This window comes from Brevibacterium sp. S111 (assembly GCF_004745075.1).
Classification (GTDB): Bacteria; Actinomycetota; Actinomycetes; order Actinomycetales; family Brevibacteriaceae; genus Brevibacterium.
Genome location: NZ_RHFH01000005.1, coordinates 223,805 through 248,043, shown reverse-complemented (window position 1 = coordinate 248,043; position 24,239 = coordinate 223,805). Strand labels below are relative to the sequence as shown.

The 24,239-nt window shown below is 66.3% G+C and carries 25 protein-coding genes; 15 read left to right on the top strand and 10 right to left on the bottom strand.

Features of this window, described 5'->3' with window-relative positions:
* Positions 1–55 precede the first annotated feature (55 nt).
* The 6 genes from EB836_RS08065 to EB836_RS08040 all read left to right on the top strand — a co-directional run bounded on the left by EB836_RS08065 (position 56) and on the right by EB836_RS08040 (position 4,991).
* Positions 56–973 carry an AzlC family ABC transporter permease gene (locus EB836_RS08065; RefSeq protein WP_135539231.1) on the top strand — a complete coding sequence of 306 codons (918 nt, stop codon included), beginning with the start codon at positions 56–58 and terminating at the stop codon, positions 971–973.
* Positions 970–1,443, top strand: a complete 474-nt coding sequence (locus EB836_RS08060) for an AzlD domain-containing protein (RefSeq protein ID WP_135539229.1) — start codon at positions 970–972, stop codon at positions 1,441–1,443. Before EB836_RS08065 ends, EB836_RS08060 begins: the two co-directional genes overlap by 4 nt.
* 184 nt (positions 1,444–1,627) lie before the next feature.
* Positions 1,628–1,939 (top strand): DUF2516 family protein, encoded by a 312-nt coding sequence (locus EB836_RS08055; protein ID WP_092010787.1) that lies wholly within the window; start codon positions 1,628–1,630, stop codon positions 1,937–1,939.
* Between the two features lie 13 nt (positions 1,940–1,952).
* Complete coding sequence (locus EB836_RS08050; protein WP_135539227.1) at positions 1,953–2,762, top strand: alpha/beta hydrolase; 810 nt, start codon at positions 1,953–1,955, stop codon at positions 2,760–2,762.
* Positions 2,763–2,796: 34 nt separating this feature from the next.
* Positions 2,797–4,287: a glycosyltransferase gene (locus EB836_RS08045; protein WP_240689713.1), complete on the top strand. Its 1,491-nt coding sequence runs from the start codon at positions 2,797–2,799 to the stop codon at positions 4,285–4,287.
* 50 nt (positions 4,288–4,337) lie between these two features.
* Entirely contained in the window at positions 4,338–4,991 is a 654-nt protein-coding gene (locus tag EB836_RS08040; protein WP_135539225.1) for a YbjN domain-containing protein, read from the top strand.
* Positions 4,992–5,030: 39 nt separating this feature from the next.
* On the opposite strand, the gene EB836_RS08035 is transcribed toward EB836_RS08040, so the two are convergent.
* Entirely contained in the window at positions 5,031–5,558 is a 528-nt protein-coding gene (locus EB836_RS08035) for a GNAT family N-acetyltransferase (protein WP_240689711.1), read from the bottom strand.
* On the bottom strand, positions 5,555–6,598 hold the full coding sequence (locus tag EB836_RS08030) for a bile acid:sodium symporter family protein (protein WP_135539223.1): 1,044 nt from the start codon (positions 6,596–6,598) through the stop codon (positions 5,555–5,557). The genes EB836_RS08035 and EB836_RS08030 overlap by 4 nt, the downstream gene beginning before the upstream one ends.
* A 155-nt stretch (positions 6,599–6,753) precedes the next feature.
* On the opposite strand from EB836_RS08030, the gene EB836_RS08025 reads away from it, so the two are divergent.
* Positions 6,754–7,497: a phosphoglyceromutase gene (locus tag EB836_RS08025; RefSeq protein WP_135539222.1), complete on the top strand. Its 744-nt coding sequence runs from the start codon at positions 6,754–6,756 to the stop codon at positions 7,495–7,497.
* 98 nt (positions 7,498–7,595) lie between these two features.
* On the opposite strand, the gene phoU is transcribed toward EB836_RS08025, so the two are convergent.
* Positions 7,596–8,258, bottom strand: coding sequence for a phosphate signaling complex protein PhoU (gene phoU, locus EB836_RS08020; protein WP_135539221.1), 663 nt, complete (start codon positions 8,256–8,258; stop codon positions 7,596–7,598).
* A gap of 313 nt (positions 8,259–8,571) precedes the next feature.
* Between phoU and EB836_RS08015 the strand changes: the two genes are divergently transcribed.
* Together EB836_RS08015 and EB836_RS08010 are read left to right on the top strand one after the other, a co-directional pair.
* On the top strand, positions 8,572–9,981 hold the full coding sequence (locus EB836_RS08015) for an ATP-binding protein (RefSeq protein ID WP_135539219.1): 1,410 nt from the start codon (positions 8,572–8,574) through the stop codon (positions 9,979–9,981).
* A complete protein-coding gene (locus tag EB836_RS08010; RefSeq protein WP_135539217.1) occupies positions 9,978–10,661 on the top strand; it encodes a response regulator transcription factor in 684 nt (227 codons plus the stop codon). Before EB836_RS08015 ends, EB836_RS08010 begins: the two co-directional genes overlap by 4 nt.
* A 163-nt stretch (positions 10,662–10,824) precedes the next feature.
* On the opposite strand, the gene EB836_RS08005 is transcribed toward EB836_RS08010, so the two are convergent.
* Positions 10,825–11,376: a hypothetical protein gene (locus EB836_RS08005; protein ID WP_205683335.1), complete on the bottom strand. Its 552-nt coding sequence runs from the start codon at positions 11,374–11,376 to the stop codon at positions 10,825–10,827.
* Between the two features lie 354 nt (positions 11,377–11,730).
* On the opposite strand from EB836_RS08005, the gene EB836_RS08000 reads away from it, so the two are divergent.
* The 4 genes from EB836_RS08000 to EB836_RS07985 are packed head-to-tail and all read left to right on the top strand — an operon-like array spanning position 11,731 to position 14,370.
* The gene (locus tag EB836_RS08000; RefSeq protein ID WP_135539215.1) at positions 11,731–12,213 is read left to right on the top strand and encodes a CarD family transcriptional regulator; all 483 of its coding nucleotides are present in this window, start codon (positions 11,731–11,733) and stop codon (positions 12,211–12,213) included.
* The gene (gene ispD, locus EB836_RS07995; RefSeq protein WP_135539213.1) at positions 12,207–12,953 is read left to right on the top strand and encodes a 2-C-methyl-D-erythritol 4-phosphate cytidylyltransferase; all 747 of its coding nucleotides are present in this window, start codon (positions 12,207–12,209) and stop codon (positions 12,951–12,953) included. The genes EB836_RS08000 and ispD overlap by 7 nt, the downstream gene beginning before the upstream one ends.
* Positions 12,950–13,435, top strand: coding sequence for a 2-C-methyl-D-erythritol 2,4-cyclodiphosphate synthase (gene ispF, locus EB836_RS07990; RefSeq protein ID WP_135539211.1), 486 nt, complete (start codon positions 12,950–12,952; stop codon positions 13,433–13,435). Before ispD ends, ispF begins: the two co-directional genes overlap by 4 nt.
* Complete coding sequence (locus EB836_RS07985; RefSeq protein WP_135539210.1) at positions 13,432–14,370, top strand: hypothetical protein; 939 nt, start codon at positions 13,432–13,434, stop codon at positions 14,368–14,370. Before ispF ends, EB836_RS07985 begins: the two co-directional genes overlap by 4 nt.
* Before the next feature lie 84 nt (positions 14,371–14,454).
* On the opposite strand, the gene EB836_RS07980 is transcribed toward EB836_RS07985, so the two are convergent.
* The 5 genes from EB836_RS07980 to EB836_RS07960 form a co-directional block, all read right to left on the bottom strand.
* The gene (locus EB836_RS07980) at positions 14,455–15,858 is read right to left on the bottom strand and encodes an amino acid permease (RefSeq protein ID WP_240689709.1); all 1,404 of its coding nucleotides are present in this window, start codon (positions 15,856–15,858) and stop codon (positions 14,455–14,457) included.
* 182 nt (positions 15,859–16,040) lie between these two features.
* Entirely contained in the window at positions 16,041–16,712 is a 672-nt protein-coding gene (locus tag EB836_RS07975; protein WP_135539208.1) for an MBL fold metallo-hydrolase, read from the bottom strand.
* On the bottom strand, positions 16,712–17,803 hold the full coding sequence (locus EB836_RS07970; RefSeq protein WP_135539206.1) for an S-(hydroxymethyl)mycothiol dehydrogenase: 1,092 nt from the start codon (positions 17,801–17,803) through the stop codon (positions 16,712–16,714). The genes EB836_RS07975 and EB836_RS07970 overlap by 1 nt, the downstream gene beginning before the upstream one ends.
* A 338-nt stretch (positions 17,804–18,141) precedes the next feature.
* Positions 18,142–18,246, bottom strand: a complete 105-nt coding sequence (locus EB836_RS07965; RefSeq protein ID WP_135539204.1) for a methionine/alanine import family NSS transporter small subunit — start codon at positions 18,244–18,246, stop codon at positions 18,142–18,144.
* Positions 18,246–19,805: a sodium-dependent transporter gene (locus EB836_RS07960; RefSeq protein WP_135539202.1), complete on the bottom strand. Its 1,560-nt coding sequence runs from the start codon at positions 19,803–19,805 to the stop codon at positions 18,246–18,248. The genes EB836_RS07965 and EB836_RS07960 overlap by 1 nt, the downstream gene beginning before the upstream one ends.
* 248 nt (positions 19,806–20,053) lie before the next feature.
* Here EB836_RS07960 and cysS point away from each other — a divergent pair, with 248 nt between their 5' ends.
* Both cysS and rlmB read left to right on the top strand, forming a co-directional pair.
* The gene (cysS, locus tag EB836_RS07955; RefSeq protein WP_135539200.1) at positions 20,054–21,505 is read left to right on the top strand and encodes a cysteine--tRNA ligase; all 1,452 of its coding nucleotides are present in this window, start codon (positions 20,054–20,056) and stop codon (positions 21,503–21,505) included.
* A 62-nt stretch (positions 21,506–21,567) separates the two neighbouring features.
* Positions 21,568–22,506 carry a 23S rRNA (guanosine(2251)-2'-O)-methyltransferase RlmB gene (rlmB, locus tag EB836_RS07950; RefSeq protein WP_135539198.1) on the top strand — a complete coding sequence of 313 codons (939 nt, stop codon included), beginning with the start codon at positions 21,568–21,570 and terminating at the stop codon, positions 22,504–22,506.
* Between the two features lie 71 nt (positions 22,507–22,577).
* Here rlmB and EB836_RS07945 read toward each other — a convergent pair whose 3' ends face one another.
* Complete coding sequence (locus EB836_RS07945) at positions 22,578–24,083, bottom strand: amino acid permease (RefSeq protein ID WP_135539196.1); 1,506 nt, start codon at positions 24,081–24,083, stop codon at positions 22,578–22,580.
* Between the last annotated feature and the right edge of the window lie 156 nt (positions 24,084–24,239).

The following is a 24,239-nucleotide window of genomic DNA, read 5'->3' as shown; positions in this document are numbered from 1 at the left end:
AGCGGCAAGCTCGTTCGGGTTGACGAACAACAGCACGGAGTGCACTGTATAGAACATGGGTTCATTATTTCGTACGGCTGAGCGGGCGCTTCCGCGGACTCGGAATCGGTTCGGAGCGCGCCGCGTCGAGCGGACGCTTCCGGGTTCGATTTATCGGGCCGTCGCCATCGTCACCGTCACGATCATCGCGGTTGCGTTGTCGTACGGCGCGATCTCTGCGGTCTCCGGGTTCGCGTGGTGGCAGACTCTTCTGCTGGCGATGTTCGCCCTCGGCGGTGCCGCGGAATTCACCTTCGTCGGCGTCATCGCCGCTGGCGGTGCGCCGATCCTCGCGGTCCTCGCCGGGCTGCTCGTCAACACCCGCAACTTCGCCTTCGGCGTCGCCGTCGGACCCTATTTCCCGCAGGATTGGCGCGCCCTCATCGCCTCCCACTGGATCAATGACGAGTCGACCGCGATCTCGCGCACCGGGAGAAACGACCGTGCGAAATGGCATGCCTTCCTTCTCATGGGCGCCTCGATCGCTCTCATGTGGCCCAGCGGTGCCATGGTCGGGCAGTGGCTCGGCAACGTCATCGACGCCGATCTGCTCGGCCTCGACGCCGCATTCCCGATCATCCTCTTCTGCCTCATCCGCGGAGACTTGAAGAACCGCGCGACGCTGTCACTGACTCTCGTCGGCATCCTCGTCGCGGTCTGTCTGACCCCGGTGCTGCCGCTCGGCCTGGGCGCGGTGACCTCGCTGTCCGTGTTCGTGCTCGTCGCGGCCGGTTGGGCCGTGCGTTCGACGCTGCGTCGCCGTCGTGAGACACAACATGCGCGCGATGGCGACCGCAATGGGGCAGAGCGTTCCGCTGTTCGGCAGGATCCGTCCCAACCCACCACCAGCACCGCCGGCCCCGGAACCGATCGGCCCAGCACCGTCAGCCGCGGAACCGACCAGTCCAGCACTGCAGGGGAGGACCGCCGATGAACGCTGGAGACTTCCTCATCGCCCTGGCGGCGCTGAGCATCGGAACCTACCTCATGCGGTTTGCCGGGGTGAAACTCGGCGCGGCCATCGCCACGAAGGGTCGCCGCCGCACTCCGGTGACCGCCTCGGTGGGAGCGGAGAGGGATCCGACTGGTGCGGATGCACCTGCCGCCGGTGGTGGAGACTCCGCCACCGCTGCCGGAGGCGCGGGCCCTGCCGCTGTCGAGAACGCCGCCCCCGCCGACTCGACCGAACGGGTGACCAAGTGGATGGATCGGGCCACGGTCGTGCTCATCGGCGCCGTCTTCGCGACCACCGCGATCTTCGACGGCAAGGACATCGCCGACCCGGCCCGGCTCATCGGTGTCGGGGTCGGTGTGTTCGCCGCAATCGTGCGCGTGCCGATGCTGCTCGCCGTCGCCATCGGCATGGCCGTGTGCGCGGTCATCCGCATGACCGGCGTCCTCTGAGGCTGTCTGCCCCGCTGTCCACCTGTGCCTCAGCCCCGTCGGTCAGCTCGAGGCGGCCCAGATGCGGCCCTGCTGCCCATCGACGCGCAGTCGCGCTGAGAGACCGGTGGGACGCGGGTGGGCACTCGCCGAGGATTCGCCTCCGGGGCCTGACCTCGACGAGTGCGATTGCTAGGCTGTGGGGATGGAATACATCGCGGGCTTTCAGCGTCTCGTCTTTCTCGCTCTGACGGTGGCCGCATTCGTCGTCCAACTGTGGGCGTTCATCGACTGCCTCCGCTTCAAGGATGAGAACTACCGCGCCGTGGACAAGCAGAGCAAGAAGTTCTGGGTCATCCTCCTCGGCGTCGGACTCGCGCTCGCCCTCATCGCACTCCCGCCGATGGGCATGAGCATGATCTTCCTCAACATCATCGCCCTCGTGGCCGGCATCGTGTACCTCACCGATGTGCGTCCGAAGGTCCGCGCCGTCGACCCGCGTTACCGCAACCGCTGAGCCCCCGCATCGCATGAGCCCAGACCTCAACCTTCCGGGTCCCGAATCCGGCTACATCGCCACGTTCGGATCCGGCGAACCGCGCACCCTGTTCGGCCACGGATTCGCCGGCGCGATCCGCGACACCCGTCCTTTCGGCACCGGTATCAGCGGCACCCGCCACTTCCTCCACCTGCCCGGACACGGCGGCCGTCCCTCACCCGGTCCCGGGTGGACCTACCCGCAGATCGGCAGGGTCCTCGCCGAAGCCGTGGAGACCACCTCGGCGAGCCGCGCCCTGGGCGTGTCGATGTCCGCCGGGGGTCTGCTCCACCTGCTGAGCACCGCCCACCCAACCGTGCGCGGCCTCGAGAAGGTCGCTCTCGTCCTCCCCGCCTCGTTCACCGGATTCCCCGCCGAGGTGGCCACCGCCAACCGCTCCTACCTGGAGCAATTGCGCGGCTTGGTCGCCGACGAGGACATCGACGGCATCGTCGATCTCATGCTCTCCCGCGAACCCGCCGAGGTGGCCCAGATGCTTCCCGCCCGGGCGTGGACGAAGGCGAAGGCCGAGAACCTCATCGGCACCGACATGTCCGACGGCCTCGGACTCGCCCTCGAAACGGCCGTCGACGACACAGCCGAGGCCGCCGAGAACCTGCGGGCCTTCCCCGGCGAGATCCTGATCCTCACCCACGAAGACGATTCCGCTCATCCGGTCGCCATCGCCGAGGCGATCCATCGTGCGATCCCGAACTCCCGCCTCGAGGTGCTGCCGGCCGGTTCGATCCTGTGGCGCGGGCGTCACGAGGTGCGGCGCATCCTCGGCGAATTCTTCGGATAGTCACCAGACCGAGGTCGTTGGCTAGACTGTCTCCGTGCGCATCTGTGTCCTCTCCCTCCACACCTCTCCCGCGGCCCAACCGGGCCAGGGTGACGCCGGTGGAATGAACGTCTACGTCGACCAGACGGTGCGCGCGCTCTCCGCCGCCGGTCACCGTGTCGACGTGTTCACCGCCGACCCGGGCGGACTCGACGGCACGGGCGCGGGTGATGCAGCCGGCACCGTGGGAGAGCGGATGGAACTCTCCGAATCCATCACCATCCACCATCTTTCCGTCGGCGCGACGACGAAGGACGAGCTCGCCGATGCCATTGACGAACTCGCGCAGCTGCTCATCGACCATCCGGATTTTCGCGCCGCGGAGTTCGTGTGGGCCCACTATTGGATCTCCGCCGAGGCGGCCCTGCGCACCCGTGAGATCGCCGGTGAGGTCGCAGACGAGATTGCAGGTGGGGCCACAGGTGGGACTGCAGGTGGAGCCCCCATCGCGGTGAGCATGCACACGATCGGCGCGGTGAAGAACCGCGACTCCGAAACCAGCCACGAACGGCCCCAGCGGCTGGAAGCCGAAGAGCGGATCGCCGCGGAGGCGGACCTGCTCGTCGCCGCGACACCCGTTGAACGCCGTGACCTCATCACCGAACTGCGCGCCGAGCCGGACACCGTGGTCGTCGCCCGTCCCGGCGTCGACCATGCCCTCTATGTACCCGGAGCGAAATCGGCGGCCCGCGAACGACTCGGCTTCTCCGACGACGAAGCCATCGTCCTCTACGTCGGGCGGATGCAGTTCATCAAGGGCACCGATGTCGCCGTCGACGCCCTGGCCGACCTGCGCGAACGGGACCCGCACCTGGCCGCGCGGACCCGCGGAATCCTCCTCGGCGCGGTCTCCGGGATCGACACCGGACGTACGGCGCAGATCTCGTCAGTGCACCCTGCGATGTCGCAGCCCGCGACGACGATCTCAACAGCGCAACCCGCGACGCCGCAACCCGCGAAGCCGCAGCCCGCGATGCCGCAGCCCGCGGCGCCGCGGGCCGGCGGTGCGTCCTCGTCGTACCTGCGAGGGCTGAACTCGGCGATCGCCTCCGAGCCCAGCGTCGAAGTCCGCCCGCCCGTGCCCTCGCACATCCTCGTCGACTACTACCGGGCCGCCGATGTGCTCATCGTGCCCTCTCGCAGCGAGTCGTTCGGACTCGTTGCCGCGGAAGCGGCGGCGTCGGGACTGCCGGCGATCGCCTCGGCGGTGGGAGGACTGCCCGAAATCGTCGAACACGGCCATTCGGGGCTGCTCATCGCCGACCACAACCCGCACCACTGGGCGACGGCGATCGAAACCCTGCTGCGCGATGCGGATCTGCGCACCGAACTCGCCGGCCACGCCACGGCGCGCGCCGAACGCTTCGACTGGTCCCGCACCGTCGCGGCCGTCCTCGACGCACTGCCCGAATCGACCGGTCGCTCCAGCCGATCCGAGCTGCCCGAAGCGGCATCACGGCGGTCGGAAGCCCTCGGAGCGTGCTGAAGGACTAGAGTCGGCGGTGAGCATGAAGGCCGAGCGAAAGGCGTGAGAGCATGAGCACCGACACCGAGGCGATCCTGGAAGGTGTGCGCACCTGGGCCGAGGCCAACGATGTTCCCGTCGACTCGGTGGAGGACGCGGAGATCGTCGTGACCCTGCCGGGGGAGAAGAAGCTCAAGACGAACGTCGCGATCAGCGTCTTCGCCCGCACCGCTCACCTGCAGGCCTTCGTCATCCGCCACCCCGATGAGAACCCGGCCGCATTCAACCGGTGGCTGCTGCAGAAGAACCTCAGGCCCGGACCGGTGGCCTTCGCGATCGACAGCCTCGGCGATGTGTATCTGCGGGCGAGCGTGCCCAGGGACCATCTGCTCGACGAGCTCGACACGCTGCTCGCCGCGATGCTCTCGACGGCGGATTCCTCATTCAACGAACTCCTCCTCATCGGCTTCATCACCGGGATGAAGAAGGAATGGGCGTGGCGGGTCAGCCGCGGAGAATCGACGCGGAATCTCGCCGCGTTCGAGAAGGTGCTCAGCGGAGAGGACAATGAATTCCTCGGCACCTTCGACGATTCTCAGACGCAGCTGCCCGAGACGACGGCGATCGCCGGCAGCCCGCGGACCACGAGCGAAGACGGCGCGGATGAGCAGAGCGCGGAGTCGAGCGGGGAATCCGATAGGGCGCAGGACGAGCACGGACGCTGACGGCGAGAGCGGCCAGGCCCGATCCGAACCGCAGCTCACTCAATCGAGGGAGAGTTTGAGACCCTCGTGGCTGGCGACATAGCCGAGCCGAGCATAGAAGCGGTGCGCATCGGTGCGTGAGCGGTCAGTCGTCAGCTGTGCGATGCCTGCCCCGACGCGACGACCGCAGGCGTGCGCCCATTCGAAGACCGCCGTGCCGAGTCCGATTCCCTGCGCGGCCGCACCGACGCGCACCGCCTCGATCTGCAGCCGCAGCGTGCCTCGCCTGGACAGGCTGGGAATGAGGCTCAGCTGCAAGGTCCCGACCACAGTGGAATCCTCCTCCACGGCCACGAGCAGCTGATTCGGGTCGGCTGCGATGAGCGCGAACGCGCGATGGTAGGCGGCCGCGTCTGTGCTGGCAGGAGCTTCTCGAGAGGCGCCGAGGACGTCATCGCGCAGCAGCGCGATGAGGGCGGGCACATCGGATTCGGCGGCCCGACGGACCGTGAACGTCCGTCCCGACACCTCGAGGACCTCGGGACGGAAGGAGTCGAAGCCTCGGCCCGGAGCCGCCTCGGTGCTCAACCCCGGGTCTCCTCGGTGGGGCCGGTGCCGACCGACGCCGTTTCGCGATGAGCGGCCCCGACCGGGGGCTTGCCGTAGGGGCGGCGGGCGAAGACCGAGGCGAGCAGGGCACCGGAGACGTTGTGCCACACACTGAAGACCGCGCCGGGCAGAGCCGCCAGCGGCGAGAAGTAGGTCGTGGCCAGGGTCGAGGCGAGCCCGGAGTTCTGGAGCCCGACCTCGAACGACAGAGCCCGGCGGGTCGGAGTGTCGAGGCGGCAGGCGGCGGCCACGCCGTAGCCGACGCCGAGTCCGAGCAGATTGTGTGTGACCACGGCCAGCAGCACGAGCACCCCGGCGGTCGCGATCGAAGCGGCCGAACCGGCGACGACGATGGCGACGATGTAGGCGATCGACACTGACGCCAGCCACGGCAGCACGGGCGCGATCAGGTCGACGAACTTCGAGGCGAATATGCGGATGATCACGCCGACGATGACCGGCACGAGCACGGTCTGACAGATCGAGACGAACATCGACCAGAACGGCACATCCATGTAGGAACCGGCCAGCCACAGGGTCAGCAGCGGGGTGAGGATCGGTGCACACAGCGTCGACAGAGTCGTGATCGACACCGACAGAGCCGTATCGCCCTTGGCCAGATAGGTGACGACATTCGACGCCGTGCCGCCGGGCGCGCAGCCGACGAGGATGACGCCGACGGCGATCTCGGCGGGAAGCGAATAGACGGTGACGACGAGGAGGCCGAGCAGCGGCATCGCCACGAACTGCGTGACGACGCCGAGGACCGCGATCCACGGGCGCTTGGCGATGCGGGTGAAGTCCGGCAGGGTCAGCGTCAGTCCCATGAAGAACATGACGACGCCGAGAGCCCAAGTGATCGACGGCGCAAGAGGCGTGAACGCCTCGGGGAGGAGGAATCCGAGGACGCCTGCGATGATGACGAGGACCGGCAGTGCCGTGACCGCGATGATCGAGCTGCGGTCGGCGGCGGGAGCGTCAGAGCTCGCGGGGGACTGGTGTATCGGTGCGTCAGACATGCGCTCAGACTACTCTCGGCGTTTTGTGATGCGAGACACTGAGCCGAATGATGAGACACCGGTCAGGTCCGCGCAGCGCTCGTGCCACGGGCCCGGGGATTGCTCGTGCGACGAGCCCGGGAGACGCCCGCGCACTCTCGTGCCAAAATGGTGCCATGACGTATAACCTCATCCTGCTGCGCCACGGCGAGAGCGAATGGAACCAGAAGAATCTGTTCACCGGGTGGGTCGATGTGACCCTCACCGACAAAGGCCGTGCAGAAGGCCAGCGCGCCGGTGAGCTGCTGCGCGAAAAGGGCCTCATCCCGGACGTCGTCCACACCTCCCGTCTCAAGCGGGCGATCCTCACCGCGAACCTCGCGCTCGAGGCCGCTGACCTGTCCTGGCTCGACGTTCACCGCAGCTGGCGCCTCAACGAACGCCACTACGGTGCGCTGCAGGGCAAGAACAAGAAGGAGATCCGGGAGGAGTTCGGCGAAGAGCAGTTCATGACCTGGCGCCGCTCCTTCGACACTCCGCCGCCGGCGCTGGCCGACAGCTCGGAATTCTCGCAGGCCGGTGAGGCTCGCTACGCCAACCTCGGTGATTCGATGCCCCGCACCGAGTGCCTCGCCGATGTCATCGACCGCCTCCTGCCCTACTGGTACGACGTCCTCGTCCCCGAACTCACCGTCGGCAAGACCGTGCTCGTCGCCGCCCACGGCAACTCGCTGCGCGCGCTGGTCAAGCACCTCGACGGAATCTCCGATGCCGATATCACGGGACTCAACATCCCCACCGGCATCCCGCTGCACTACGAACTGACCGAGGATTTCACCCCGGTCACGCCCGGCGGCACCTACCTCGATCCCGAGGCCGCTGCTGCCGCCATCGGCCAAGTGGCCAACCAGGGCCGCTGAGACCTGAGGTCTCGGCCGCCTGGCCAGCCCGAACGCAAACGATGATCGCCGAGGTGGAAGCCCGCCTCGGCGATCATCGTTCTTCGTTCGCGGCGCCGTCACTTCTTCGACAGATGCGGCTCCCAATTGCCGGTGAGCAGGTATTCGACCTTCTGCGACACCGACACCGCGTGATCGCCGAAGCGCTCGTAGTAGCGCGAGAGCAGCGTGACATCGGCGATGTGGCGCGGGGCCAGCGAGCCCGCAGGCACCTCGGCGAGCTTGGCGAACACGCTCAGGTGCAGTTCGTCGAGCTCCTCGTCGATGGCGTTGATAGTGGGCACATCGGTCAGGCCAGGGTTCGACAGCAGCCGCTGTGTCGCCTCGGCGATCTTCTCACCGGACTCGCCCATGCGCGCGAACGTCGACTCGAAGACCTCCGGGATCGCCGATTCCGGGTAGCGGATGCGCACCTGCTGAGCGATGTGACGGGCGAGGTCGCCCATCCGCTCGAGCGATGCCGACATCCGCAGCGATCCGATGACGGCACGCAGATCGGCGGCCACCGGAGCCTGCAGCGCGAGCATCTCAGCGGCCTGCTGGTCGAGGGTGAACTGCATGTTGTCGATGACGGCGTCGGCCTCGATGACCTGCTCAGCCAGCTCCAGGTCATTCGCATGCAGCGCCTGGTTGGCCAGACGGATCGCATCGAGGGACTTGGTGGACATGCCGACCAGCTGGGTGGCCAGATCGTCCAGTTCGTTTCTGAAGACTTCGCGCATTGGCGGCGGATCCTTACTCTCGGTCGTGCGAGGAGTTCCTCATCGGAACGTCGGTGGGTGTGCGTGCCCGATCTGTGCGTTCGGGTCTGCGCCTCCGGGGCTGTGCCTTCGGGTGCTGTACTTTCGGGTGCTGTGCTTTCGGGTCTGTTCCCGGAAGCGGGCAGATTCGGGTGGGGGAGCGCAGGCACACAGACGTCAGCTTCGCAGAGACGGGTGAACGTCGCTTGTCGGGAAGGTGAATTCCTCGGCAAATAGGTCACGCGTCGGTGAATTCGGTGCACCGAGACGATGGACAGCGCCTAAGCTTGAGACTGTGGATCTCTTAGTAGTGGCGGTCCTGACCGGCGTCGTCGGCCTGGGCCTGGGCATAGCGGGCATTCTCGCGTTCCGTTTCAGCGAACGCTCCCGCGATGCTGCCGATCTGCATTCCGAAGACGACCTGCCCGAAGGCATCGCCGAAGTCCTCGCCGTCCTGCCCTCGGCCGCGATCGTCGTCGACGCCGGCGACGACGTCGTCAAAGCCTCACCCGCCGCGTACACATTCGGCCTGGTCAGAGGCCATTCGCTGGCATCATCGGAGATGCTGGGCGTCGTCGGCCGCGTCCGCGCCCGGGGCCTCATCGAAGAGATCGACCTCGAGCAGAAGCGCGAGAACTCCGACTCCGTGCTTCGCTTCCTGCACGCCCGCGTCGCGCCCTTGGGCACGTCCTTCGTCCTCGTCCTCTGCGATGACCAGACCGAATCCAAACGCGTCGACGCCGTCCGCCGCGACTTCGTCGCCAACGTCTCCCACGAACTCAAGACTCCGATCGGAGCGATGGCGCTCCTCGCCGAGGCGGTCACCGACTTCGCCGACGACCCCGCCGCCGTCGAACGCTTCGGCGGGCGGATGCAGCGAGAGTCGAAGCGGTTGACCCAGCTCGTCCAGGAGATCATCGACCTCTCCCGCGTCCAGGACCACGCGGCACCCGCGACGACTGAGAAGATCTCCGCCGCCGAGGTGGTCGACGACGCCGCCGACCGGGCCCGCACGCGTGCGGAAGGCAAGAACATCCACATCGAGATCTCCCCGCCCCGGGACCTGCTCATCGAGGGCAACTACGAACTGCTCGTCAACGCCGTGCGCAACCTCATCGACAACGCCATCAACTACTCACCCGACGGCACCCGCGTCGGGGTCGGGGTCGACCTCGTCGACGAACGCGTCGAGATCGCCGTGACCGACCAAGGCATCGGCATGTCTGCGCAGGACACCGAACGCGTCTTCGAACGCTTCTACCGCGTCGATCCGGCCCGGTCGCGGATCACCGGCGGCACGGGGCTGGGACTGAGCATCGTCAAGCACATCATCGCCACCCACGGCGGCGAAGTCCGGGTGTGGAGCCGGCTCGGAAAGGGATCGACCTTCACGATCGTGCTCCCTCTGGCCGGAACCGCGCCCGAGCACTCGGCGAGCGATTCGGCCCCCGAAGGCGTGCTCATCGAACATTCCTCGAATCCGGCGGGCACCGCCTCGGTGCGGGGCAGGACAGGCTCGGCGGTTGATGCCGACGACGACACCGCCTCGGCGAATGCCGGCGACGATGCGCACAATGACGCCGTGGACGACACGACGCCCGGTGCTGGTGATAATGGAAACGGCGGCGACGCCACCCGAGCCGAGAAGACCGGCTCACCCGAAGAACTGACCGATGAAAGCGAACAAAGGAAGCTCACAACGTGACTCGTATTCTGCTTGTCGAGGACGAGGAGTCGTTCTCGGACCCGCTGTCGTATCTGCTCGGTAAGGAAGGGTACGAGGTGACGGTCGCCGATGACGGACTCAGGGCTCTGGCGGAATTCGACCGCAGCGGCGCCGACCTGGTCCTGCTCGACCTCATGCTCCCCGGAGCGTCCGGCACCGAGGTCTGCCGCGAGCTGCGCGCGAAGTCGAACGTGCCGATCATCATGCTCACGGCCAAGGACTCGGAGATCGACAAGGTCGTGGGGCTCGAGCTCGGCGCCGATGACTATGTGACGAAGCCGTACTCCTCGCGTGAGCTGCTGGCCCGAGTGCGTGCGGTGCTGCGTCGCAATGTCGAAACCGATGACTTCGAGGACGAGTCCGTGCTTGAAGCCGGGGGAGTGCGCATCGACGTCGAACGCCATGTCGTGTCGGTCCGTGGTGAGGAGCTGTCGATGCCGCTGAAGGAATTCGAGCTGCTCGAGATCCTCGTGCGCAACTCCGGACGGGTGATGACCCGCGGTCAGCTCATCGACCGGATCTGGGGCGAAGACTATGTCGGCGATACGAAGACCCTCGACGTCCACGTCAAACGCCTGCGCGCGAAGGTCGAGGAGAATCCCTCCGAACCGCGCCTGCTCACGACCGTGCGCGGACTCGGGTACAAGTTCGAGGCCTGAACCGGCCGGCGGGCCGGGACCGGCTGGACTTGGCCGGCGGGCTGGGTTCGGTTGGGCTTGGTCGGCGGGCCGGGCCCGCACTCGGTCGACGATTCGGCAGTGAATGCGAAAGGAGCCGCTCACTTCGAGTGAGCGGCTCCTTCGTGTTCGCGGAGGGAGGAGGTCAGCCGTTGACGCTGCCGGTTCCTTCGGCGGCGTCAGCGCTTTCGCTGGGCACACTCGACGGCGACTCGGACGGCACGTACTCCTTGTAGTACGGGAGCACATCGCTGAGCAGCTGAGTCTGGATCGTCTTCTCGTCGCTGCCGCTCTTCACAGTGACGTCGACGAGGTCACCGGGCTCGGCATCGAGACCGTCGACCGTGATGACTTCCTTCGCCGAGGTCTCGGGGCTGTTCGGATCCTGGACGAAGGTGTCGCCCGCCTTGACCGATTCGCTCACCGATGTGCCGGCGACATCGATGGACACCTTGGCATTGTCCTCGCCCTTGTTGATCAAGGTGAAGAACAGCTGTGCCGGACCGCTGCCGGACTTGTCCGTGATGAGCATGAGCCCACGGAGTTCGACGTCACCAACTGTGCCCGAGGCTCCATCGCCGCCGTTGTAATGGTATTCGGCAGTCTGATGGGGAGACAGCAGGCTTGCACATCCGCTGACGGGAATAACGAGAGCGAGTGCGGCAACGGCGAGGGCCGCGCGGTTGTGCCGTTTCATTATGCTCCTTGAAGTGGCAATACAAGATCAGTCTGTATACTACCCGGTTTTTGACCCGCTGTAGAACCGCATCCCAGGTGCGGACGAAAGCCTGCTGAGGAAACGGAGCCCCATGGCGTCGTCGCGCAGGTCGAGTTCATGGGAAGTTCATTTCCCGACGAGATCGGCTCATCTGCTCGATCCGTGATGACGGCAATGCGCCCGATGCCGATATTCGCGCTGGCGAGGCCGCCGATCGGCGATTCCCACGAGCCACGGGAGGCGGAGCCTAGCATGAAGATTCGTTACCCTGAACGATTTCTGTGGCGCGCCTCATGGTAAACTGGGATTCCGCGAAAGGGGTTTGAAGAGAATATGAGTTTCCAGGTCGGCGACACTGTTGTCTATCCACATCACGGTGCAGCGACAATCCAAGAAATCAAGAAGCGATCCATCAAAGGTGAGGAGAAACTGTATCTCAAGCTCCAGGTCGCCCATGGTGATCTAGTGATCGAGGTTCCCGCTGAGAACTGCGACCTCGTCGGTGTGCGAGACGTCGTCGGCGAGGAAGGCGTGGAGAAGGTCTTCAATGTCCTCCGCGCAGAGTTCGTCGAAGAGCCCGCGAACTGGTCGCGCCGTTACAAAGCGAATCTGGAGAAGCTGCAGTCCGGTGACGTCATCAAGGTCGCCGAGGTTGTGCGTGATCTCTGGCGCCGCGAGCAGGACCGCGGCCTGTCGACCGGGGAGAAGCGCATGCTCTCGAAGGCACGTCAGATTCTCGTCTCCGAACTCGCCCTGGCTGAGAAGAAGGAAGAGTCCGAGGCAGAAGCGCTGCTGGACGAAGTGCTCGCATCCTGAGCACCTGTGTCATCATCCCGGCCGCAGGGTCGGGATCGCGTCTGGGTTGCAATGAGCCGAAGGCCTTCGTCCGTCTTCACGGACGGAGCCTTCTGGCCCGCAGCCTCGAGACGACCCTCTCCTCGGGAGTCGCCTCCACAATTGTGGTGGCAGCTCCCGAGGAGTTTCTTTTCCGCGCACGCGATGAAATCGCCGCGGCAATGGCTGATGCGGAATGCGAAACTTCAATTACAGCCGTAGCAGGCGGTTTAGACCGAATCGAGTCAGTGCAAATCGCCTTGAAATATGCCGCAGACTCCGAAATCGTCCTCGTCCACGACGCGGCCCGCTGTCTCACTCCGCCCGAGGTGTTCTCCCGCGTGCACACGGCAGTGCGATCCGGCGCCGAGGCAGTCGTTCCGGTGCTGCCGATGATCGACACCGTTCGGCGTGCTCTGCCGAGCGAATCGGCAGGAGCGGAGCCGACGGAAGTCCTGCGCGGTGACCTCGACCGGTCACGCCTGCGCCGGGTGCAGACGCCCCAGGGCTTCAGGACCGCGACCCTGCTGCGCGCCCATGCCCACCACCGCGCCGAGGCCGCCCCGGCGACCGATGACGCGGGATTGGTCGAACGCCTCGGCGTCGACGTCGTGGCCGTGCCCGGGCACGAGGAGGCGCTGAAGATCACCTACCCACTCGACCGCATCCTCGGCGAACAGCTGGCCCGGATGCGCGATGCGAACGCAGGAGGACCGCAATGACTGCGATCATTCCCCGCACCGGCATCGGCGTCGACGTCCATGCCTTCTCCACCGACCCGGACCGCGAACTCTGGATCGCCGGTCTGCTGTGGCCGGGACAGCCTGGGCTGTCCGGACATTCGGATGCCGACGTCGCCGCCCACGCATGCTGCGATGCGCTGTTCTCTGCCGCCGGACTCGGCGACCTCGGCGAGCACTTCGGCGTCGACCGCCCGGAGTTCGCGGGCGCCGCGGGTGCCGAACTGCTCGCCGAGGCGGCCAGAATCGTCCGGTCCGCCGGTGTCGAGATCGGCAGCATCGCCGTCCAAGTCATCGGCAACCGGCCGAAGGTCGGCAGTCGCCGCCACGAAGCCCAGCAGACACTGTCTGCGGCCGTGGGGGCCTCGGTCTCCGTCTCCGGCACGACCTCGGACGGGCTCGGGCTGACCGGCCGCGGCGAGGGGATCGCGGCCATGGCCACCGCCCTCGTGTACCCGTCATGAGAGTCCTCTTCCAAGGGGCCGGCGCCATCGGCATCGCCGGGGCCGCCCTCTTCACCGATTCCCACGACGTCGCTGTCGTCTCCCGCACCGGGGGTGACCAGCCGCGGAACGCGTACCCGCGGCGAGTGAGTGATCTCGATCCGACCGATTCCGACTCCGGCTCCGCCGGCTGGACAGTGAATCGGGTCGCGGCGACTCGAAGGGTGACGGTCACCGGGTGGGAGCGGGCGCGCGAAGCGACTCCCTGGGATCTCATCGTCTTGTCCACCCGGCCGGGCGACCTCGACCCGGCGGTCGCCTCGGCGATTCGGGAGATCTCTCCGAGCTTCGTTGCGATCACCAGCCAGGTCGACGGTGACCTCGAGCGGGCGAAGAGGGAATTCCCCGATGCCGAGGCGGTCATCGTCGGTCCGGCGTTCCTGTCCGAACGCGTCGAAGCCGGCACAGTCGCCGCCGGGCGCGAGGTCCGCTACTGGGCACCGGCGGGGCTGCCGCGATTCCTCATCGGCGGGAGCAGGAATGGGGTGCGCTCACTGGCTCGCGGACTCGGTGGGCTCGTCCAGCCCGTGCCGCTCGTCGCCGTGTTGGCACCGCCAGCCGTGTTCATCCCCTTCGTCGCCGAACTGAGCATCCGAGACGGCGACTGGGCGGCACTGAAATCACACCTGAAACGCCCCGCGCTTGCCGCCGCCGAGGCGGTCCGAACACGTTTGGGAATGCGAGTTCCCTTCTCCGGGCACCTCGCTCGGTTCGTGCTGAAGACGATGGAGACCATCGTCCCGATCGACGTCACCGCATATGCGGGCCGACATTTCGCCCGTCACAGAGGTCAGACACGGGACATGCTCACCGGGTGGGCGTCATCCGGGCATCCGACACCGACGCTGAAAGAGCAGTTGGCGGCGCTGGACGAACAGACGGCGGTGCGCGCATAGAGGCAGCGGCGCGCGCATAGGCGGTGGGGCAGGTCGGGCCCGTCGGGCTCACACCTTCGCGGTCGGGGTTCCTCCCCGCCGAGCTCACACCTTCGCGGTCGGGTTCCTCTTCGTGACGACGAGACCGACGAGGTAGAGGGCGACGACGAAGACGAGCGTGCCCACGATCTGGAAGCGCACGGAATCGACCGTGAAGCCGAGCCCGATGATCACGGCGATGCCGGCCAGGGTGACATACGACAGCCAGGGGTAGCCCCACATCCGCAGAGGCAGGGGGCGCCCAGCCGCCTCGGCGCGACGGCGCAGCACGATCTGCGAAACCAAGGTCACCACCCAGGTGACGATGAGCGTCGAGCCGACGATGTTGAGCAGCACACCGAGCACCTCGGCGGCCCAGAAGTAGTTGAGCGCCACGGCCACGAAACCGAACGCCGAGGTGGCCAGCACCGCGGGCACGGGCACGCCGCGATGGTTCGTCCGGCCCAGCCCACGCGGAAGCATCGATCGCTGCGACATCGAGAACGCCATCCGGGAGGCGCCGTAGATGTTCGCGTTCATCGACGACAGCAGCGCGATGACGATCACCGCAGCGAGCAGGGAGGCGACGAACGGCAGACCGGCGGTCTTGAGCACCGCGACGAACGGTGACTCGGCCAGGCTCTCATCCGTCCAGGGCAGGACGAGGACGATGATGGCCACGGAGCCGATGTAGAGGAAGAGGATGCGCCACACGATCGTCTTGATCGCCTGGCTCACGCTCCGTTCGGGATTCGCGGTCTCGGCCGCGGCCACCGCGACGATCTCGATGCCGCCGAAGGCGAACGCGACGACGAGGAGACCCGCAGCGATGCCGGGGACGCCGGTGGGCGTGAAACCGTCGGCGAAGATCTGGCTCGGCGGTTCGGCCGGAGTCCACCCGAAGAGGTAGGCGGCGCCGAGGACGAGGAAGAGGACGACGAACGCGACCTTGATGAGCGAGAACCAGAACTCGAACTCACCGAAGCTGCCCGAGGTGGTGAGGTTGATGGCGGTGAAGATGAGCATGATCGCCAAAGCGACGACCCACTGCGGGATGGCGGGAATAGAGGAGGCCGCGATCTGTGCGGCCGCGGTGGCCTCGGCGGCGACGACGAGGCACAGCTGCACCCACCACAGGGCACCGACGGCGAAGGCCGCTGCCGGACCCATGGCCTTGCCCGCATAGTGGGAGAAGGCACCCGGGTTCGGGTCGGCGGCGACGAGTTCACCCAGGGCCCGCATGACGAAGATGACGATGAGGCCGGCGACGACATAGGAGATGAGCACGGCCGGACCGGCCGCCTGCACTCCGGCACCGGAGCCGACGAAGAGACCGGCACCGATCGCCGAACCGAGACTCATCATCACCAGATGACGGGGCTTCATCCCCGCCTTGAGACCGGTGGACGCGGCGGCGGAGGCCGGGGCTGACGCTGCACCGGCGGACTGTGAAGACTGTGATTCGGGCACCCGACGAGTCTAGCCGTCGGAGCCGGAACACGCAGACGCGGGTCGCACCCCGTCAGGGGGGGGCGCGACCCGCGTCCATCCTTCAGTGCTGCGGTAAGAGCATCAAGGACTCTCAGTGACCAGGACTCTCACTGGGACCAAGCCCCTCAGTGAGACCAAGCCCCTCAGTGAGACCGAGCCCCTCAGTGACCGCGTTTGATCCAATCATCGAGTGCCGGACGTTCGGCACCGATCGACGTCGACTCACCGTGGCCGGTGAGCACGACGGTCGCCTCGGGCAGCGGGAAGAGCACATCGCGGATCGATTCGATGATCGTCTCGAAGCTCGAGTGCGACCGCCCGGTGGCGCCGGGGCCTCCGTTGAACAGGGTGTCTCCGGCGAACAGCACCGGACCGACGGCCCGTCCTGCCCCGGCCGATGCGGGAGCGGGCAGACCGGTCTCGACGAAGAAGCACGTCGAGCCGGGGGAGTGGCCCGGAGTGTGCAGCGCCTTGAGGCGGACGCCGCCGACGGTCCAGGTGTCGCCGTGGGCGATCTGGCCGTCGGGGCGGTAGTTGTCATAGGTCATGTCCCACAGCACGTAGTCCTCGGGGTTGAGGTACACGGTGGGATTGCCGACCCGCTGCGCGAAATCGCGGACGACTCCGACGTGATCGTCGTGACCGTGCGTGAGCAGGACGGCCTTGACGTCTCTGGATCCGACCGCCTCGGCGATCGCATCGACGTCATGGGCGGGATCGATGACGATGACCTCGGAGTCATCGCCGATGATCCACACGTTGTTGTCGACGTCGAAGGTTTCGCCGTCGAGGGAGAAGGTTCCCGAAGTGACGAGATGTTCAATAGCAGTCATCAGAGTTCCACCACCGATCGTAGGACTTGGCCCTGGGCCATCTTGTCGAATGCCGCCTCGACGTCGCCGATGCTGATCCGTTCGGACACGAACTTCTCCAGCGGCAGGCGACCCTGCTGGTAGAGGTCGACGAGCATCGGGAAGTCGCGGTCGGGCAGGCAATCACCGTACCAGGAGGACTTGAGCTTGCCGCCGCGACCGAACACGTCGAGCAGCGGAACCGTCAGCTCCATCTCCGGGGTCGGCACACCGACGAGGACGACGGTGCCGGCGAGGTCACGACCGTAGAACGCCTGACGCCAGGTGGCGGGGAGTCCGACGGCGTCGATGACGACATCGGCGCCGAAGCCTCCGGTGCGCTCCTGGATCGCGGTGACGACCTCGTCCTCGCTCATGCCCTTCGTGTCCACGGTATCGGTGGCACCGAGATCCTTCGCCCAGGACAGCTTCTTCTCATCGATGTCGAGGGCGATGATCGTGTTCGCTCCGGCCAGGGCTGAACCGGCGATCGCAGCGCAGCCGACTCCACCGGCGCCGATCACAGCCACGGTCTTGCCGCGAGTGACCTCACCGGTGTTGATCGCCGCGCCGATGCCGGCCATCATGCCGCAGCCGAGCAGACCGACGACGGCGGGATCCGCCTCGGGGACCTTCGTGCACTGGCCTGCGGCGACGAGCGTCTTCTCGGCGAAGGAGCCGATGCCCAGAGCCGCCTCGAGCTCGGTGCCGTCGGGCAGGGTCATCTTCTGCGAAGCATTGTGGGTGGCGAAGCAGTACCAGGGCTCGCCCCGCTTGCAGGCGCGGCAGTCGCCGCAGATGGCGCGCCAGTTGAGGATGACGAAATCGCCGACGGCGACGTTCGTCACGCCTTCGCCGATCTCGGAGACGACCCCGGCGGACTCGTGGCCGAGCAGGAACGGGTAGTCATCGCTGATGCCGCCCTCCCGGTAGTGGAAATCCGTGTGGCAGACGCCGCAGGACTTCACGTCGACGATGACCTCGCCCGGGCCCGGATCGGGGATGACGATGTCGGTGAGCTCGACGGGCGCTCCCTTGCTGCGGGAGATGACGCCCTTGACGGTCTGTGGCATTGCGTCTCCTTCTGTCGTGGTTTGAGTCTTCAATCGCGGGGCATGCTGCCGCGTTCAGCCGCAGTCGGCCCCGGCGCTGAGTGCGTACACGTCCACCCTAACCAGGCAGGCTGTGTCCGACCAGTGTGTCCGGACCCTGAGCGGGCAGATCCCTGCAGACGGCAGCGCTTCGGTCCTGCGTGCCTTGGAGTCGGGAAGATCGGCGGATGCTGGGGCGGGGAGGGCTGGGGCCGGGAGGGCTCGGCCGAGGCGGGCGCAGACGACGAAGGCGGTCCGATGCGCAGAGCATCGAACCGCCTTGGCCGTCGGATCACCGCTGGGCGGTCATCCGAGTCGGATCATCCTTCGTCCGGGTGCTTGCGCAGATGCAGGATCGCAGCGCCGAGGCCGCCCCAGACGGTGACGATGGCGATGATCATCATGACGATTGCTGACGTGCCCATTACAGTGCTCCCTTGTTGTCTTCGGTCTTCTCATTGGCCACGGAGTCGGCGATCGCGACGTCCATGTCCTCCAGTGTCTTCTTCGGCCATTTCACGACCGAGAGGATGATCGCTGCCACGACGAGGAGGGCGATCATGCCCCAGCCGTACGTGCCGGTGATCAGCGCCGGATAGTCCTCGTAGCCGTTCGTCGCGTAGTTGATGATCTGCGAGATGAGCATGTAGAGGAGGACGAGCCCGGTGATCGAGATGAGGATCATCCAGGTGATGCCGAGCTTGAAGCTCGAGACCGCATTGAGGTGACCGCTGAGCTTCGGCATCATGCGCAGCATCCAGCAGACGACGACGATGGCGAGGATGGCCGAGCCGACGATGCCGATGTTGTTGGCGAACGCATCCATGGTGTCGAGGGCGTAGAGGCCGGTGATCGTGGGCATAAGCAGCAGCGAGATGACCGCCATTCCTCCGCCGACCCAGATCGTCGAAGCCTTGTTGCCGACGCCGAACTTCTCTCGCAGGGCCTGGATCGGCACCTGGACGATCGAGATGAGCGAGGTCAGTCCCGCGAACACGAGGCAGGCGAAGAACACGAACCCGAAGATCGCTCCGCCGGGCATCTCGGAGATCAGCGTCGGGAAGCCGACGAAAGCCAGTCCGATGCCGTCGGTCGCCACATCGCCGACCGCTACGCCCTGCGCTGTGGCCATGAAGCCGAGTGCGGCGAAGATGCCGATGCCGGCGAGGATCTCGAACGCGGAGTTCGAGAAGCCCACGACGAGGCCGGCGCCGGTGAGGTTCGTCTTCTTCTTCAGGTACGAGGCATAAGTGATCATGATGCCGAAGCCGATCGACAGGGAGAAGAAGATCTGACCATAGGCCGCGATCCACACTCCTGGGTCGCCCAATGCTGCGAAGTCCGGGGTGAACAGAGCGTTGAGGCCGTCGACAGCACCGGGCAGGAACAGCGAGCGGATGACCAGGGCGAGGAACAGGACGATGAGCAGCGGGATGAAGATCTTCGAGAAGGCCGCGATGCCGTTCTGCACACCCAGGAGGAGGATGCCCAGGACGACGACCCACACGATGATGAGCGGAATGAGCACTCCGGGAACGAAATCGAACGAGATGCCCGGGTCGCCCATCTGGAGGTAGTCGGTGAAGAAGAACCCCTCCGCGTCGTCTCCCCAGGACTCGCCGAGGGAGAAGAACATGAAGGAACCGGCCCAGCCGATGATCGCCGCATAGTAGATGCCGATGATGATGGCCACACCGGTGGCGAACCAGCCGATGGGCTCGGCCGCTCTGTGCGTCATGCGGAAGGCCAGCGGAGCCGATCCCCGGGCACGGTGGCCCATGGCGTAGTAGAAGAAGAGGAGAGGGATGCCCGCAGTCAGCAGTGCGACCAGGTAGGGGATGATGAAGGCGCCGCCGCCGTTGTCATAGGTGACGTACGGGAAGCGCCAGATGTTGCCGAGGCCGATCGCCGATCCGATCGCCGCGAAGATGAACGCGGAGCGGGAGACGAAGACCTCCCTCTGGGGTGATGACTTAGTCGACATGATGTCCTTTCTTGACCGATCGCGGATCTTCGAGACCGGGGATCGCCTTCGCAGTCTCATCTGTGAGACCGGCAGGCACGTCTGAAGTCCGCTATACGAGAAAGGTTCCCGCAACGGACTTCATTGCATGATTCCACTTTACTGGGAATTCACTGTGCGATGTGCTGTACATCACGTGATGTGCATAACAGTCTGGTATCGAATGCGGGAAAACGGGGAAAGCGACCAAGCCCGGTAGACTTGTGGGCGTGACTATCTCGCTCTACAACACTGCCAGCCGCACGACTGAAGAACTGCGCCCCGTCCGCGACGGTCAGGTGGGGATCTACGTCTGCGGCGCCACGGTGCAGGGCGAACCGCACATCGGGCACCTGAGGTCTGCAGCGGTGTTCGACACCCTGCGTCGCTGGCTGCTCTACAGCGGCTACCGGGTGACGATGGTCCGCAACGTCACCGACATCGACGACAAGATCCTCTCGAAGTCGACCGAAGAGGGTCGTGAGTGGTTCGCTCACGCTTTCAAGTACGAGCGGGCCTTCACCGCCGCCTACGACGCACTCGACGTGCTCCCGCCGAGCAGCGAACCGCGTGCGACCGGGCACATCACCGAGATGATCGAACTCATCTCCCGACTCATCGAGGCCGGTCATGCCTACCCCGCACTCGACGGCAGTGCCGATGTCTACTTCGACGCCGCCTCGTGGAGCGAATACGGTGCCCTGACCAACCAGAAGCTCGAGGACATGGAGCTGTCCGAGGGCGCCGAGCTGCGGGGGAAGAAGGACGCCCGGGACTTCGCACTGTGGAAGGCGCACAAGGAATCCGAGCCGATCACCGCCTCCTGGCCCTCACCCTGGGGCCGGGGGCGTCCGGGCTGGCACATCGAATGCTCGGCCATGTCGACGAAGTACCTGGGGTCGAACTTCGACATCCACGGCGGCGGACTCGACCTGCGCTTCCCGCACCATGAGAACGAACTCGCTCAGTCGCGGGCGGCCGGTGACGGCTTCGCGAACATCTGGATGCATTCGGGCCTGCTCAACGTCGGCGGGGACAAGATGTCGAAGTCCCTGGGCAACTCGGTCTTCGCCTCCGATCTGTTCGAACGCTTCAGCCCGTTGGCCGTGCGCTACTTCCTCACGGGAGCTGGTTACCGGTCGATCCTCGACTTCTCGACCACGGCGATGGAACGCTCGGCGGCTTCGCTCGAGCGTCTGCAGAACTTCCTCCAGCGTGCCCGCCAGACGCTCGGCGCGCAGGCCCCCGCGCTGCCGGACGTCACCGACGGCTACGCCGGACGCAGCGTCGACGTTCCCGTCGAGTTCGCCGCGGCCCTCGATGACGACCTCGGTGTGCCCAGAGCCCTGTCTGTGGTCTTCGCGACCGTCACCGAGGGGGCGAAGCTTCTCGATGCCGGAGGTGATTGTGAGGGTCTGGCGACGGTCGTCGCTGAGGTCGAACTCATGCTCGACATCCTCGGCGTCAATCCCAGCGCCGAGGCATGGACCGCATCTGCGGCCGATGCGAAGGCCGAATCCGCGCTTGACTCCCTCGTCGCCGCCATGGCGCAGAAGAGGGCCGAGGCGAAGGCGGCAAAGGACTATGCCACCGCGGACGGCATCCGCGACGAACTCGCCGCGGCCGGCGTCATCATCGAGGACACGGCCGACGGTTACCGCTACCACCTCGGCGAGGGCTGAGGACCACGAACTTCGGTCATGGGCGCAGGCCCGTGACTCCCAACGCATCCGATAGGAATCACATGGCTTCCACACCCCGCTCCGGCGGTTCGAAGAAGGGTCCGACCAAGGGGTCGGGCGGTAAGAACAAGCGCAGCCTGCGCGGCAGAGGGCCGACGCCCAAGGCCGAGGATCGCGTCTACCACAAGGCACACAAGGCCGCGCAGCACCGGAAGTCCGCGAACGCCTCGGCGCAGGCGAAGCGGAAGAAGAAGGAGCTCGGGCCGAACATGGTCGCGGGGCGCAACTCGGTGCTCGAAGCGCTGCGTGAAGGCGTTCCGGCCACCGCGATGTACGTGTCCGGGCGCATCGACTCCGATGACCGGGTCCGTGAGGCCATCACCCTGGCCACACAGCGGGGGATCTCGATGCTCGAGGCGAGCAAGCCCGATCTCGACCGGCTCACCGATGACGCGATCCACCAGGGCATCGCCCTGCAGGTGCCGCCGTATGACTACGCCGATCCCTCCGATCTGCTCGACTACGCGGCCGATCGCGCCGAGACTCCGCTGCTGGTGGCTCTGGACGGCGTGACCGATCCGCGCAACCTCGGTGCGATCGTGCGTTCGACCGCGGCCTTCGGCGGGCACGGAGTGATCATCCCCGAACGTCGCGCCGCCTCGATGACGGCCGCGGCATGGAAGACCTCGGCCGGAGCCGCCGCGCGGATCCGCGTCGCCCAGGTCGTCAATCTCGCCCGGGCCATCGATGAGCTGAAGAAGCGAGGCGTTTTCGTCGTCGGCCTCGACATGGACGGCGACGTCGAGCTGCCGGAGCTGACTTTCACCAGGGACCCGCTGTGCATCATCGTCGGCTCCGAAGGCAAGGGGCTCTCGCGTCTGATCTCGGAGAAGTGCGACCAGATCGTGTCGATCCCGATCGCCGCGACCACCGAGTCGCTCAACGCCGGCATCGCCGCGGCCGTCTCCCTCTACGAGGTGGCCCGCTCCCGCCGCCCCTGACCCTCCCCATTGCTACCCGACGGCGGCCCAGCAACCTCGCGCGAGGTTGCTGGGCCGCCGTCGGGTAGCAATTAGGAGTTTACGGTGGTGCGATAGCTGGTCTCGGACAGCTGCCCGACGACGGAATGGCGGCGACTGTAGGTGAAGTAGACCAGCGCACCGACGGCCATCCAGACGCCGAAGACGATCCAGGTCCGACCGCCGAGGTTGACCATGAGGAACGCACACGCCAGCGCACCCAGCGCCGGCACGACCGGGCCGAAGGGGACCTTGAACGACCGGTCGAGATCGGGGCGCTTGAAGCGCAGGTAGATGACGGCGAGATTGACGAGGCAGAACGCGAAGAGCGTGCCGATGCTCGTGGCGTCGGCGAGTTCGCCGAGGGGGATGAACGCCGCGGTGAGCGCCACGAGTCCGCCGATGATGAGCGTGCCGACCAGGGGAGTGCCGGTGCGCTGGGAGACGCGGCTGAAGATCTTCGGCACCATTCCGTCGCGGGACATCGTCAGCAGGATCCGCGACTGCCCGTAGAGGACCGTGATGACCACGGAGAAGATCGCGAGCACCGCGGCCACGGCGAAGACGAGCACGGCGATGTTCGACCCGGTGATCTCTTCGACGATCTGGACCAGCGGGGCGTGTGCGGACTCGAACCACTGCCAGTGACGGGCGCCGATCGCGGTGACGGCGACGAGGACGTACATCGAGGTGACGATGAGCATCGAGAAGATGATCGCCCGCGGCAGGTCACGCCGAGGGTTCTTCGCCTCCTCACCGGCTGTCGAGGCGGCGTCGAAGCCGATATAGGAGAAGAACACGCTCGAGGCGGCCGCGGTGACACCGGCGGCGCCCATCGGCAGCATCGGAGCGAAGTTGCCGGCCTTGAAAGCGGTGAAGGCGACGATGGCGAAGAACACGAGGATGCCGAGCTTGACGAAGACGAGGATCGTGTTGACGATGCCGGACTCTCGGGCACCGCGCATGAGCAGCACGGTCGCCAGAGCCACGACGACGAGCGCGGAGACGTTGATGACCCCGCCGGGATTGTCCGCCAGACCGGGTCCTGTGGTCAGCGCAGCCGGCAGCTCGAGACCGAAGACGCGCAGGGTCTCATTGACGTAGTCGGCGGCTCCGACGGCGACCGCGGCCACGGAGACCGCGTATTCGAGCACGAGACACCAGCCGCAGACCCAGGCCACACCCTCGCCGAGGGTGGCGTAGGAGTACGAGTAGCTCGATCCCGACACCGGAACCATGCCCGCCATCTCGGCATAGCTGACTGCCGAGAGCAGCGCCGTGAGTCCTGCGAGGACGAAGGCCAGCCAGACGGCGGGACCCGCAACGGGAACGGCCTCGCCGAGGATGACGAGGATTCCCGTGCCCAAGGTGGCGCCGACGCTGATCATCGTCAGCTGGAAGACGCCGAAGGTCCGACGCAGACCACCGGACTCACCGGACTCCGCTGCGGCCTGCGCTTCTGCGGTCATGGCGCTGATCGATTTGCGTCGTCCCAGCTGCCGCAGCACCCCGGTGGGGGTGGGCGTCGGCGGGGTGGATGGATCAGGCGAAACGGTCATATACATAGTTTTGCATAAAAATACATGACTCTTCGGGTGGGAGCCCCGCGATCACGGGCATCGGCGGCATGAATCGTCGCGGATCTCACACCGCGAGCCCGACGATCGGGAACCACGCTTGCCGAACCCGACCGGCGAGATCTCAGACGTCGAGCC